Source organism: Thermus sp. H19.2 (assembly GCF_054979525.1).
In genome coordinates, this window is record NZ_JBUFDB010000002.1 from 127,730 (window position 1) to 140,277 (window position 12,548).

Here is a 12,548-nt window from a genome sequence, read left to right on the forward strand (position 1 = left end):
GACTTCCGGTCCATCCCCACGCACGTGGGGACTACATGGCCGCCTCGTCAACGATGGCGAGGGCGTACGGTCCATCCCCACGCACGTGGGGACTACGGCAGTCCAGGCCGGGCCGGAGCGGGGGCTCCGGTCCATCCCCACGCACGTGGGGACTACACATGACCAGGACGGCAAAAACAACCCCTGACCCCCCTTTATGCGTCTACTTAGGAAGGGTTGCGGGTTTTTCCTGTCAAGCTCCCCAGCGCCCGGCTACGGAGAGTGAAAAGACCAAGGTGGGCGCTGGTCCCAGTATAGCATGGTCCAAAGCCAGGCCCTGACAAGGGGGGCTTGCCTAGACTGAGCGTATGGGACAAGAGGTCAAAAGCGCCCGCCTTCTGGAGATGGCCGAGGCCTTGAAGCTCAGGCCCATGCGGGTAGGGGAGCTCGCCCGCCGCTTCGGCGTGAGCGAGCGCACGGTGGAGCGGGACTTGGAAGCCCTTCTTGGGCTTGGCTTTTCCTTGGAGCGGGTGGCCCGGGGGCTATACCGCATCGCCGACCGCCCCCCTTCCCTCCACCCGGTGGAGGCCCTGGCCCTCTTCGCCGCGGGGAGGCTCCTCTACCACCAGGCCCCCACGCGCCAGTACCGCATGGCCCTGGACAAACTGGCCCTCATGCTTCCCGAGCCCTTGCGCGGCCTTCTTCTACGGAGCGCCCAGGGTTTGGAGGAACGCCGGGGGGAAAGCCGCACCCTGGAGATGGTGGCCCGGGCCCTTCTGGATAGGCGGGTGCTGGCCTTTGAATACCGCTCCGGGGGCTCCAAAAACTGGCGGCCCAAGGAGCTCTTGGTCTACTTCCTCGAGGCCAACCGGACCAACCTGGGCCTCTACGCCATCGGCTACGAGCGCACCTACCACCGGGCCGTGCTCACCTTCAAGCTTTCCCGCATGCGCCATGCCCGCCTTTTGGAGGAAACCTACGAGATCCCCCCGGACTTTGACCCCAACGCCTACCTGCGCCGGGCCTGGGGCGTGGTAGGGGTGCGGGATAGGGGGGTGGAGGTCCGCCTCCGCTTCGCCCCGGAGGCCGCTTGGCGGGTTTTGGAAGGGGACTACCCCGGCCTCCACCTCGAGGGCGAGCTTCCCGATGGGAGTCTCCTCGCCCGCCTCGAGGCCGCCCCCTTCAAGGACGGGGTGCCCTGGGAGGTCCTGGCCTGGGTGCAAAGCTTCGGCCCCCGGGTGGAGGTGCTGAGCCCCCCGGAGCTAAGGCGTCTCTGGCTGGAGGAGGCGGAGCGGGTTCTAACCCTCTACGGAACCCGACAAGAGGTGTCGGGAGCCGCTTCTAGGGTAAGCACATGAACGTTAAGGAAGCCGCGCTCGCCCTCTGGGCCAAAAGCGGGAACCCCTTCCACCCCCTCCTCGCCCACATGCTGGACGCGGCGGCGGTGGCCCAGGCGGTGCTCTTCCGCGAGCCCACGCGGACCCGGGATCTTTACGCCCGGGACTGGGGTCTCTCCCCGGAGGAGGCCGTGGCTTGGGTAGCCCTCCTCGTGGGCCTCCACGACCTGGGCAAGGCGAGCCCTGTCTTCCAGGCGGCCTGGGAGGAGGGGGCGAGGCGGGTGCAGGCGGCGGGCCTCCCCCTGGAGGAGGGCCTAGACCGGGTGGCCCACGGGGTCTTCACCGAGCTTTTCCTGAAGAAGCTTCTCAAAGAGAAGGGGCTTCCCGAACGGGCGGCCAACGACCTCGCCGCCGCCCTCGGGGCCCACCACGGCTTCTTGGCAAGCCCCGAGGAGAAAAAAGCCGCCCGCTGCCAGCTCAAACAGGAAGGCCCCCTTTGGTGGAAGGTCCGAGGGTGGCTTCTGGAGGAGCTGTTCCAAAGGCTCAGGGCCCGGCTTCCCGAGCTGGAAGGCGGGGAGGCGAGGCCCGAGGCCGTGCTCCGGGTCATGGCCCTGGCCTCCTTCGCCGACTGGGTGGCTTCGGACCCGAGTCTCTTCCCCTACGGCCGAGATCCGCTTGCCCCGGGCTACTACGAAGAGGCCCTAGAGCTGGCGAAAAAGGCCCTAGACCGCCTGGGCTGGCCCGCCTTCTCCCCGGCCCAGGTCAGCGAAGCTACCTTGAGGAGGGGGTTCCGGGAGCTTTTTCCCTACATCCCAAAGCCCAACACCCTGCAGGAGGGCGTCCCATCCCTGCTGGAAGGGGCAGAGAGCCCAGTCCTCCTTCTGGTGGAGGCCCCCATGGGCATGGGCAAGACGGAGGCCGCCCTCTACGCCCATCACCTCCTCCAGGCGGGGCTCGGCCACCGGGGGCTTTACGTGGCCCTGCCCACCCAGGCCACGGCCAACGGTCTCTTCCCCCGGGTGAAGGGCTTTCTGGAGCGCCTGGAGGAGGGTGGCCGCTTGGAGCTTCAGCTTCAGCACGGCACTGCTCTCCTCAACCCCCATTACGCCGAGCTCCTGGAGCGGGCTAGCCCCGCCCAGGTGTGGGACGAGGGGAAAGAAAAAGAAGGGGCTGCCGTGGCCTCGGCCTGGTTTTCCGCCCGCAAGCGGGCCATGCTCGCCCCCTATGGGGTAGGGACGCTGGACCAGGCCCTCCTCGGCGTGCTTAGGGTCAAGCACCACTTCATCCGCCTCTGGGGGCTCATGAACCGGGTGGTGGTGCTGGACGAGGTCCACGCCTATGACGTCTACACCTCGGGGCTCCTCCAAGCCCTCCTCAAGTGGCTCAAGGCCCTGGGCTCCAGCGCCATCGTCATGACCGCGACCCTCCCCCCTTCCCGCCGGAGGGCCCTCCTCGAGGCCTGGGCGGGGGAGGGGGTGGAGGGACAGGACCTCGGCCCCTACCCCCGGGTGGTCCTGGTGGGGGAGGGGGTGAAGGCCCGCTCCCTGCCCCCGGCCCGGGAGGTGGAGGTGGCCCTCGAGGTCCTGCGGGAGGTAGGGGTGGCGCCCCTCGCCCAGAGGCTTCGGGAGGAGCTTCCCGGGGCGGTGGGGGCCATCGTGAACACCGTGGACCGGGCCCAGGCCCTCTACCGGGCCCTGGGGGAGGGGGAACGGCTCACCCTGGGGGAGTTGGCGCGCCGCCTGGAGGGCGCTCCGGCTGGGGAGGCTTGGGAAGAGGTGCACCGGGCGCTTGCGGAGCGGAAAGACGAGGTGGTGGGGAAGGTCCTACCGGACGGCACCCCGGCTTTCCTCCTCCACGCCCGCTTTCCCGCCGAGGAGCGGGCCCTTAGGGAAGGCGTGGCCCTCGCCCTCTTCGGCAAGGGGGGGCCTAGGCCTAAAAGGGCCATCCTGGTGGCCACCCAGGTGGCGGAGCAGAGCCTGGACCTGGACTTTGACCTCCTCTACACGGACCTCGCCCCCGTGGACCTCCTCTTCCAGCGCTCCGGGAGGCTCCACCGCCACGAGCGGCCGAGGCCCGAAGGGCACGCGCGCCCCCGGCTCCTCCTGGGCGTACCCGGGGACCTGGACTTCGGGAAGCCCCTCTACTGGGACAGGGTCTACGAGGAGTACGTTTTGCTCGCCACCTGGCGGGCGCTTTCGGGACGTGATCGCCTTCGTGTGCCCGGGGACCTCGAGGCCCTCCTGGAAGAGGTCTACGAGGCGGAGGACCCCGGGAGGTTTCCCGAGGGCCTGCGGGAGCGGGCGAGGAAGAGCCTGGAGCGCCTCCAGGCCCGGCGCAAGAGGGAAGAGGAAACCGCGCAAAAGTTCTCCCTGAGCAGCCTGGACCGCCTCCTCGCCTACTGGGACGAAGGCGCCTTGGTGGCCCAGGAGCGCCTCGAGGACGACGAGGAGAAGGCGGAGACCCAGCGCCTCCTCACCCGCCTGGGGGACCCCAGCGTGGCCGCCGTGCCCCTCTTCCGGGTGGGGGAGGGGCTGTATATGGACCGGGAGGGGCGGCGGAGGGCGCCCCTGGAGGGGGAGATCTCCTGGGAGGAGGCCGAGGCCCTCTTCCGGCGGGCGGTGCGCCTTTCCCGCTTTCCCCTTCCCCAGGAGCTCCTGAAGGAGGAACCCCCACCCGCCTGGCGCAAAAGCGGCCTCCTGCGGGGCCTCCGCCTTCTGGAGGTGGGGCGGGTCTTCGGGTCCGGCGCGGGGGCCTTCCGGGTGGAGCTGGACCCGGAGCTCGGGGTGGTCTACCGGCCCGTTTGAATCCGTCAGCGGATGTCGGGAACCGGGCTTAGCCTGGGGTAAGGAGGTGGGAAGCTTGGAAGCGAAGTTCAACCTAGTGGAGGAGCCCTGGATCCCTGTCCTATGGGACGGGCGGGTGGTGGAGGTGGGGATCGGGGAGGCCCTCTTGCGGGCCCACGCGTTCAGCCGCATAGAAACCCCTTCCCCCCAGGAGGAGGCCGCCCTCCACCGCCTCCTCCTGGCGGCGCTCCACCGGGCCCTCAGGGGCCCCCGCCGCCTGGAGGACGTCCTGGACTGGTGGCGGGCCGGGCGCTTTCCCCAAAAGCCCATAGAGGACTATCTCAACCGCTACCGGGACCGCTTCTTCCTCTTCCACCCCGAGGCCCCCTTCCTCCAGGTGGCCGACCTTCCGGAGGAGAACCCTCTCCCCTGGAGCAAGCTCCTCCCCGAGCTCGCGAGCGGCAACAACCCCACCCTCTTTGACCACACCACCGAAGAGAACCTCCCCAAGGCCACCCACGCCCAGGCCGCCCGGGCCCTCCTCGTGCACCAGACCTTCGCCCTAGGGGGGCTCCTCCGCCGCTTTGGGGTGGGCTCGGCCAAGGACGCCCCTGTGGCCCGGCCCGCCCTCTTTCTGCCTACGGGGCGGAACCTTCTGGAAACCCTTCTCCTCAACCTCGTGCCTTATACCCCGGAGGAGGACGCCCCCATCTGGGAGGTGTCGCCTTTGAAGCTCGCCCACCTCGAGGGCGGCAAGACCTCGTGGCCCCTCTCGGGCCGGACCCGGGTCTACACCTGGCTTGCCCGGGGGGTGCGCCTTCTGGACGAGGGGGACGGCGTGCGCTTCATGGGGTACGGCCCCGGGGTGGAGCCCCTGGAGGCGCCCTACCGCGACCCCATGGTGGCCATGCGCCTGGACGCCAAAGGCAACCTCCTCGTCCTCCGCCTTTCCGAGGAGCGGAGCTTCTGGCGCGACTTCTCCGCCATGCTCCCAAGGCAGGGCGGCAAGGTGGCCGCCACCGTGGAGCACGCGGACAACCTCCAGGGAGAGCTGGAGGACGAGGGCTTGGAGGGGCGGATCACCTTGCGCGTGCTGGGCCAGGTCTCGGACCAGGCCAAGGTCCTGGACCTGCGCCGGGAGGTCTACCCCTTGCCTCCCGGACTCCTTTCCCCGAAGGGAGAGGAAAACCTGGAGAAGGCCCTGAAGGCTGCCGAGGAGCTGGGGCAGGGCCTGCGGGGCCTCGCCTTTAAGGTGGCCCGGGCGGTGCTTGGGGAGCGGGACCGCGAGGAGCTTGGAAACTTCGCCCGCTCCCTCCCCCTGGAGCGCCTCTACTGGCACGCCCTGGACGGGGCTTTTCCCGGCTTTCTTGCCCGGGTAGGGGAGGGGGATTCCCTGGAGCAGTGGCGGGAAGAGCTCAAAAGGGCGGCCCGGGGGGCGTGGGAGTCCACCCGCCTCTTCCTGGGCACGGGAGCGAGGCACCTGAAGGCCCTGGCGGAGGGGGAGAGGCAGGTTGGGCGCCTGCTTGGGGAGCTTGGTAAGGAGGTGCGGACGTGAGCCAAGGAGAGGGGTTTCTGGACTGGCTTAAGCGCCTTCAAGGCCAGAAGGCCTGGACCGCGGCCCGGGCCGCCCTCAGGCGGAGCCTGGCCTTTCCCCCCGGGGCCTACCCCAAGGCCATGCCCTACGTGGAGCCCTTCGTGGAGGGAGAGGGCTGGAAGCGGGAGGCCCACTACCTGGTGGCGGCCCTCTACGCCCTGAAGGACGGGGACCACCAGGAGGGGCGGACCCTGGCCCTGGCCCTTCGGGAGAAGGCCCAGGGCTCGGCCAGCGTGGAGAAGCGCTTCTTGGCCCTTTTGGAGGCGGACCGCGACCAGATCGCCTTCCGCCTGCGCCAGGCGGTGGCCCTGGTGGAAGGGGGGCTGGACTTCGCCCGGCTTCTGGACGACCTATTGCGCTGGTTTTCTCCCGAAAAGCACGTCCAGGCCCGCTGGGCGAGGGAGTACTACGGCGCCGAGGTTTCGGAAGAGGAAAAGAAGGAGGTGGAGGCGTGAAGCTTCTGGAAGTGCACATCCTGCAGACGGTGGCCCCGAGCAACCTGAACCGGGACGACACGGGAAGCCCCAAGGACGCCCTCTTCGGGGGCTTTAGGCGGGCCAGGATCTCCAGCCAGGCCCAGAAGCGGGCGGTGCGGGTGGCCTTTAGGGAGAAACTTTTCGGGGAGTTCTGGGATGCTGAGCTGGCTGTCCGCACGCAAAAGCTGGTGAACGAGCGGTTGGTTCCCGAGCTCATGAAGCAGGGGCTCCGGAAGGAAGATGCTGAACAAATAAGCCTAAATGCGTTGCAACTCCTCAAGAAAGGAGAAGGTGCCTTCTTCAAGAAGGAAAAACCACAAGAGACGACGTACCTCCTTTTTGTTGCGCATCAGGAAATAAAGGCTCTTGTTGACTTCATTGTCAAAAACTCCTCTCACTTGTCAGGCAAGCTCAGTAAAAATGCTCAGGAAAAGCTGCGTGACGAGCTAACAAAGCTTCTGGACGGCGGCAAGGCCGTGGACCTGGCCCTCTTCGGAAGAATGCTCGCCGACCGGCCCGAGCTCGGGGTGGACGCCGCGGCCCAGGTGGCCCACGCCCTAAGCACCCACAAGGTGGACCGGGAGTTTGACTTCTACACCGCCGTGGACGACCTCAACCCCAAAGAAGACACGGGGGCCGGGATGATGGGGGACGTGGAGTTCTACTCCGCCACCCTCTACCGCTACGCCGTGGTGGACCTGGACAAGCTCGTGGAAAACCTCCAGGGGGACAAGGAGCTCGCCCTCAAGGGGGCCCTGGCCTTCCTCGAGGCCTTCGCCCTCACCCTGCCCTCGGGCAAGCAGAACAGCTTCGCCGCCCACAACCCGCCCCTCTTCGTGGCCTTCCGGGCCGGGGAGGGGATGCCCCGGAACCTGGCCACGGCCTTTGAGCGGCCCGTGCGGCCTAAGGAGGACCAGCCCCTTTCCCGCCTCTCCGCCGAGGCCCTCCTCAAGGAATGGGCGAAGTTTGACCGGGTATATGGGCCCCTGGAGCCGGAGTGGAAGGGCGCCTTGGACCTCACGGAAGCGGAAGGGGACGGGGTTCCTAGGCTAGAGGACCTGAAGGCCCTCAAGGAGAAGGTGGCGGAGGCCGTGAGGGCGCTCCTGGAGGTGTAGCGTGTCCACTCTTCTCCTCAGGCTCCAAGGCCCCCTCCAGTCCTGGGGCACGCGGAGCCGCTTTGACCACCGGGACACCTGGCCCTACCCCACCAAGAGCGGGGTGGTGGGCCTCCTGGCCGCCGCCTTGGGCCGGGACCGCAAGGAGGACGTCTCCGACCTGGCCGCCCTCCGCATGGGGGTGCGGGTGGACCGGAAAGGGGTGCTCAAGGTGGACTACCAGACGGCTCAGTTTGTTTACCGGACGGAGGGGTACGTTGCCGTTAGCATCCCGAAAGAGAGGGAATGGCTAAGCCGTTTTACAAAAACTCCCATACGGGTAGACGAACGCAATGCGACCGTGACTAGTAAGCGGTATTTCCTCTCCGACGCGGCCTTCTTGGTGGGCCTCGAGGGGGAAAGGACCCTCCTGGAGGCCCTCCACCGGGCCCTGAAGAACCCCCGCTTCCCCCTCTACCTGGGCCGCAAGAGCTACGTGCCAAGCCCCCCGCCCTACCTGCCTGACGGCCTCGTGGAGGTCACCTTGGAGGAGGCTCTCAGAGGCTACCCCTACCTTTTGGGCAAGCGCCCTCCGGAAGACCTCCTCCTGGCGCTGGAGGCCGAGGAGGGCCGCCTGGTCTACGACCAGCCCGCGGGGACCTTCAGCGAGCGCCGCTTCGCCGCCCGCTACGTGCGGGAGGAGGTGCTTCCCAAAGAAGCGGTGCCGGAAGGCCCCCCTAAGTGGGAGGTAGCCCATGTGGGTTAGCAAGCTCCTGCTAAACCCCGCTTCCCGGGCCGCCCGCCGGGACCTGGCGAATCCCTACGAGATGCACCGCACCCTCTCCAAGGCGGTGTCCCAGGCCCTTAAGGAAGGGCGGGAGCGGCTTCTCTGGCGCCTCGAGCCCACCCGGGGCCTGGAGCCCCCCGTGGTCCTGGTGCAGACCCTCACCGAGCCCGACTGGAGCGTGCTGGACGAGGGATACGCCCAGGTCTTCCCGCCCAAGCCCTTCCACCCCGCCCTGAGGCCCGGGCAACGCCTCCGCTTCCGCCTCCGGGCGAACCCCGCCAAGCGCCTCGCCGCCACGGGGAAGCGGGTGGCCTTGAAGACCTGGGCGGAGAAGATCGCCTGGCTGGAAAGGCGGCTGGAGGAAGGGGGCTTCCGCCTCCTAGAGGGAGAGAGCGGCCCCTGGGTGCGGATCCTCCAGGACACCTTCCTGGAGGTCCGGCGGAAGAAGGGTGGGGAAGAGGCAGGAAGGCTTGTCCAGGTGCAAGCGGTGCTCTTTGAGGGGCGCCTCGAGGTGGTGGACCCCGAGAGGGCCCTCGCCACCCTGGAGCGGGGCGTGGGCCCGGGGAAGGCCTTAGGCCTCGGCCTCCTTTCCGTGGCCCCCTGAGGAGGCGGCGTGCCCCCCGTGCCCAGCGCCAGGAACCTCAAGGAGCTTCCCAAGCTCCGGGACGGCCTCTCCTACCTCTACGTGGAGCACGCCGTGGTGGAACGGGAGGCGGGGGGCATCGGCATCTACGACCAGGAAGGCCTCACCCTGGCCCCGGTGGCGGGGCTTGGGGTCCTCTTCCTGGGCCCCGGCACCCGCATCACCCACGCCGCCGTCCGCCTCCTCGCCGAGAACGGGTGCACCGTGGCCTGGGTGGGGGAGGGGATGGCCCGCTTCTACGCCCAGGGCCTGGGCGACACCCGAAGCGCCGCCCGGCTCTACCGCCAGGCCCGGGCCTGGGCCGACCCGGTCCTGCACCTACAGGTGGTGATGCGGCTTTACCGCATGCGCTTTCCCGAGCCCCTGCCCGAGGGGCTCACCCTGGAGCAGGTGCGGGGCCTCGAGGGGGTGCGGGTGCGGGAGACCTACGCCCGCTGGAGCCGGGAGACGGGCGTGCCCTGGTACGGCCGGAGCTACGACCGGGGAAACTGGCGGGCGGCGGACCCCGTGAACCGGGCCCTCTCCGCTGGGGCCAGCTACCTCTACGGCCTGGCCCACGCCGCCATCGTCTCCCTGGGCTTTAGCCCCGCCTTGGGATTCATCCACACGGGGAAGCTCCTCTCCTTCGTCTACGACATCGCCGACCTCTACAAGGCGGACTACCTGGTGCCCGCCGCCTTCCGCACCGTGGCCGAGTCGGAGGAGGCCGTGGAGCGGAGGGTGCGCCGGGCCCTGCGGGAGGCTATCCATGAGGGGAGGCTCCTGGAACGCATGGCCGAGGACCTCTTGGGCCTCTTCCGGGGCCTTGGCCTCCCCGAAGGCGAGGACCCGGTGGAAGAAGACCCCACCCGCCCCGGGGGGCTTTGGGACCTCGAGGGGGAGGTGGAGGGCGGGGTGGCCTATGGTGGTGATGATCCTGGAGAAGGTTCCGAGGAGCCTTAGGGGGGACCTCACCCGTTTCCTGGTAGAGGTGGACACCGGGGTCTTCGTGGGCCGGATCAGCGCCGCGGTGCGGGAGCTCCTTTGGGAGCGGGCCGTGGAGAAGGCCGAGGGCGGCAGGGTGGCCCTGGCCTACCGGACGAACAACGAGCAGGGCTTTGCCCTTAGGCTTCACGGCTACCCGGATCGCTTCCTGCGGGACTTTGATGGTATAGTGCTGGTGAGCGTTCGGAACGCCGAGGCGGTGCGGAAGGCAGAGAAACTGGCTAGGCAAGTTGAGAGGCACCAGAAGCGCCTCGCCAACGGTTCCGAAGAGGATCTTGAAAACCAAAACCCGTAACTGCTCCCGAATAGACACATAAACGGGGGTAAGCGGGTGTTTTTGCCGTCCTGGTCAAGTGTAGTCCCCACGCACGTGGGGATGGACCGGCGAGGGCCCGGGCCTGGGCCCGCTCCAGGAGTAGTCCCCACGCACGTGGGGATGGACCGATCACGCGGCTTTTAGGGCTTAGAGAGGGCGCGTAGTCCCCACGCACGTGGGGATGGACCGACGTGCTGCCGTCTGGCAACGTCAAGCTCTACGTAGTCCCCACGCACGTGGGGATGGACCGACCTTAAGCCATGCGGCCCCCCACTTGGGGGGCGTAGTCCCCACGCACGTGGGGATGGACCGTCTATAGCTCGCCTATGGGCCAAGCGGACTAAGTAGTCCCCACGCACGTGGGGATGGACCGCTGGCCCTCCGCCTCAGGGAGCTAGGAAAGGAGGAATGATGGAGTTCGTCAAGAGCAACGCTTTCCCCATAGCGGTCCTCGCCGGCGGGCTGTACCTCGGCCTGGGGCGGCTTAAAAACCTGCGGGAGGGCCAGGGGTGCCCCAAGTGCGAGACGGCCCAGGCCGTGGTGGCCTTCGCCCTGGCCGCTTGGGCGGGGTGGGAGCTGTGGCGGGCCTACTACGGGTAAGATGAAAGCATGGCCCTACCCGAGGAGATGGAAAGAGCCCTAGAGCGCTTCAAAAAGGCCTACGGCCCGGGTTGGGAAAAGAGGTTGATGCGCCTCATGGAGGAAGAGGTCAGGCGCAAGAGGGCCAAGAAAAAGCTTGCCGCCTTTCTCGCAAAGGTGAGTGGCCGTGCCAAGATGAGCGAAGAGGAGATCTTCCGAAGGCTTGAAGGTCGTTCTTGACACCAACGTGCTTGTGGCTTCCCTTCTTAAGAAGGGGAAAGCCTACCGCCTCCTTCAGTACGGCCTTAAACACGATCGCTTTGACATCCTGAGCGCCACGGAGCAACTTGCCGAGCTGAAGCGGGTCCTCAGGGAAAAGTTTCCGGGCACAACATCATCCTAGGCATCGCCTTGGCTGGCGGGGCAGATTTTCTCGTTACCGGGGACAAGAACCACCTTCTTTCTCTCCAGAAAGTAGGGAAGACGAGGATTGTTGTAGTCCCCACGCACGTGGGGATGGACCAGTGGTGGCCCAGGAGGCTACCGAGGTTGCCGCAGTAGTCCCCACGCACGTGGGGATGCACCGCTTTCCGTGGGCGGTCAAGGGACGAGGGGAGAAAGCAGACTTGACCTATATACGGCCCCTGGGGTAAAGAAGAGGCATGACCCTACGCGAAGCCCTGTCCCAGATCCCCGACCCCCGGGCCCGCAACCGGCGGTACCCCCTGTGGGGCCTCCTGGCCCTCATCCTGGTGGCTTTCCACAAGGTGTTTCCCTGACGGGAAAGCAGTTCCGCGTGGACTCCCTGAGGGGCGTGGAACGCTTCGCCCGCGCCAACCCTCACCTCTTGCCCCACCTCGGCCTGCGCAAGCCCCCGGGCCACACCATCCTCACCCTTCTCCTGCACCGCCTGGACCCCCATAAGCTCCAGGAAGCCCTGCTCAAGGTCTTTCCCGAAGTGGAGCTGGGGGAGGTCCTGGTGGTGGACGGGAAGCACCTTCGGGGAAGCGGCAAGGGGAAAAGCCCCCAGGTCAGGCTGGTGGAGGTCCTGGCCCTGGGTCTGCGGACCACCCTGGCCCAGGCCCAGGCGGAGGGGAGGGAGGATCAAGCCCTCTTGGAGCTCCTGGACCGCCTTGGGGCGGAGGGGCTCAAGGGGAAGGTGGTGGTGGGGGACGCGGGGTACCTGTACCCGGAGGTGGCGGGGAAGGTGGTGCAAAAAGGGGGGCCTACCTTTTCCTTTTGAAGGCCAACCAGGGGGAACTGCTGGAGTGGGCTCTGGAGGTGTTCAAGGGGATGGAGGAGAGGCGGCTTCCCGGGGAGACCGAGGCGGTGTGGAATCTGGCGCGGGACGGGGAGGTGTGGACCTACCGGGTCTGGGCCTCCCCCCACTTGCCGGAAGAGATACGCGCCTTTCCCGCGTGCCGGCAGGTGGTGCGGCTGGAGCGGGAGGTGGTGCACAAGGGGACGGGGGAGGTGCGGCGCGCGGTGAGCTACGCCCTCACCAGCCTGGGGCCGGAGGTGGCGGAGGCGAGGCGGCTTGGGGAGCTTCTCCTTTCCCGGTGGGAGGTGGAGAACCGGTCCTTTTGGGTGCGGGACGTTCTCTTCCGTGAAGACGCCTGCCAGGTGCGGGGGGTGGGGGCGCGGGTCTTGGCGGTCCTCCGGGCCTTTCTGGTCTCCCTCTTCCACCGCCGAGGGGTCAGGGAGAAGAAGGCGGCCATGGAGGCCTTCTCCTTCCATCCCCTCTCCGCCCTCAGGTTCCTGGGGCTCTATGCGGTATAGCGGTCAAGTCTGGCCACCCCGGGGATCTACTTGCGCTCTGGAGAGGGAGGCTACACCGCCCCTTGAGGGGGGAAGAACCTAGGCGGCCTTCGGGCCGCCTGGGTTTTCCTTCTCGCCCCTCTAATGCGATTCCTCTCGCCGTCCAGATACCGAGCCGCTATCCAGACGTCCCTCCTGCGCTACCGTCGCTGGGGGGA

The 12,548-nt window shown here is 67.7% G+C and carries 12 protein-coding genes, 1 pseudogene and 2 CRISPR repeat arrays (1 of these 15 cut by a window edge); all 13 genes and pseudogenes read left to right on the forward strand.

The features are described from left to right. A CRISPR array of direct repeats spans nt 1-156; the repeat unit is 29 nt; unit sequence CGGTCCATCCCCACGCACGTGGGGACTAC; it begins 486 nt to the left of the window's first position. Nucleotides 157-347: 191 nt separating this feature from the next. The 13 genes and pseudogenes from ACY5J6_RS12905 (at nt 348) to ACY5J6_RS12965 (ending at nt 12,351) form a co-directional block, all read left to right on the forward strand. Then, nucleotides 348-1,337, forward strand: coding sequence for a helix-turn-helix transcriptional regulator (locus ACY5J6_RS12905; RefSeq protein WP_462846770.1), 990 nt, complete (start codon nt 348-350; stop codon nt 1,335-1,337). Continuing rightward, complete coding sequence (cas3, locus tag ACY5J6_RS12910; protein ID WP_462846771.1) at nt 1,334-4,120, forward strand: CRISPR-associated helicase Cas3'; 2,787 nt, start codon at nt 1,334-1,336, stop codon at nt 4,118-4,120. The genes ACY5J6_RS12905 and cas3 overlap by 4 nt, the downstream gene beginning before the upstream one ends. Nucleotides 4,121-4,166: 46 nt before the next feature. Next, nucleotides 4,167-5,654 carry a type I-E CRISPR-associated protein Cse1/CasA gene (gene casA / locus ACY5J6_RS12915; RefSeq protein WP_462846547.1) on the forward strand — a complete coding sequence of 496 codons (1,488 nt, stop codon included), beginning with the start codon at nt 4,167-4,169 and terminating at the stop codon, nt 5,652-5,654. Beyond that, nucleotides 5,651-6,148: a type I-E CRISPR-associated protein Cse2/CasB gene (gene casB, locus ACY5J6_RS12920; protein WP_462846548.1), complete on the forward strand. Its 498-nt coding sequence runs from the start codon at nt 5,651-5,653 to the stop codon at nt 6,146-6,148. The genes casA and casB overlap by 4 nt, the downstream gene beginning before the upstream one ends. Next, on the forward strand, nt 6,145-7,284 hold the full coding sequence (gene cas7e, locus ACY5J6_RS12925; protein ID WP_462846549.1) for a type I-E CRISPR-associated protein Cas7/Cse4/CasC: 1,140 nt from the start codon (nt 6,145-6,147) through the stop codon (nt 7,282-7,284). The genes casB and cas7e overlap by 4 nt, the downstream gene beginning before the upstream one ends. Before the next feature lies 1 nt (nt 7,285). Next, a complete protein-coding gene (gene cas5e, locus ACY5J6_RS12930; RefSeq protein WP_462846550.1) occupies nt 7,286-8,029 on the forward strand; it encodes a type I-E CRISPR-associated protein Cas5/CasD in 744 nt (247 codons plus the stop codon). Continuing rightward, nucleotides 8,019-8,654: a type I-E CRISPR-associated protein Cas6/Cse3/CasE gene (cas6e, locus tag ACY5J6_RS12935; protein ID WP_462846551.1), complete on the forward strand. Its 636-nt coding sequence runs from the start codon at nt 8,019-8,021 to the stop codon at nt 8,652-8,654. Before cas5e ends, cas6e begins: the two co-directional genes overlap by 11 nt. A 9-nt stretch (nt 8,655-8,663) precedes the next feature. Then, nucleotides 8,664-9,635 carry a type I-E CRISPR-associated endonuclease Cas1e gene (gene cas1e, locus ACY5J6_RS12940; RefSeq protein WP_462846552.1) on the forward strand — a complete coding sequence of 324 codons (972 nt, stop codon included), beginning with the start codon at nt 8,664-8,666 and terminating at the stop codon, nt 9,633-9,635. Beyond that, a complete protein-coding gene (gene cas2e, locus ACY5J6_RS12945) occupies nt 9,595-9,972 on the forward strand; it encodes a type I-E CRISPR-associated endoribonuclease Cas2e (RefSeq protein WP_462846553.1) in 378 nt (125 codons plus the stop codon). The genes cas1e and cas2e overlap by 41 nt, the downstream gene beginning before the upstream one ends. Before the next feature lie 60 nt (nt 9,973-10,032). Further along, nucleotides 10,033-10,367: direct repeats of the CRISPR family, unit length 29 nt; unit sequence GTAGTCCCCACGCACGTGGGGATGGACCG. A gap of 37 nt (nt 10,368-10,404) precedes the next feature. Then, complete coding sequence (locus ACY5J6_RS12950; protein ID WP_462846777.1) at nt 10,405-10,593, forward strand: hypothetical protein; 189 nt, start codon at nt 10,405-10,407, stop codon at nt 10,591-10,593. 9 nt (nt 10,594-10,602) lie between these two features. Further along, entirely contained in the window at nt 10,603-10,812 is a 210-nt protein-coding gene (locus ACY5J6_RS12955; protein WP_462846554.1) for a hypothetical protein, read from the forward strand. Then, nucleotides 10,796-10,975: a PIN domain-containing protein gene (locus tag ACY5J6_RS12960; RefSeq protein WP_462846555.1), complete on the forward strand. Its 180-nt coding sequence runs from the start codon at nt 10,796-10,798 to the stop codon at nt 10,973-10,975. Before ACY5J6_RS12955 ends, ACY5J6_RS12960 begins: the two co-directional genes overlap by 17 nt. Nucleotides 10,976-11,234: 259 nt before the next feature. Continuing rightward, a pseudogene (locus tag ACY5J6_RS12965) lies at nt 11,235-12,351 on the forward strand (ISAs1 family transposase). Nucleotides 12,352-12,548 lie beyond the last annotated feature (197 nt).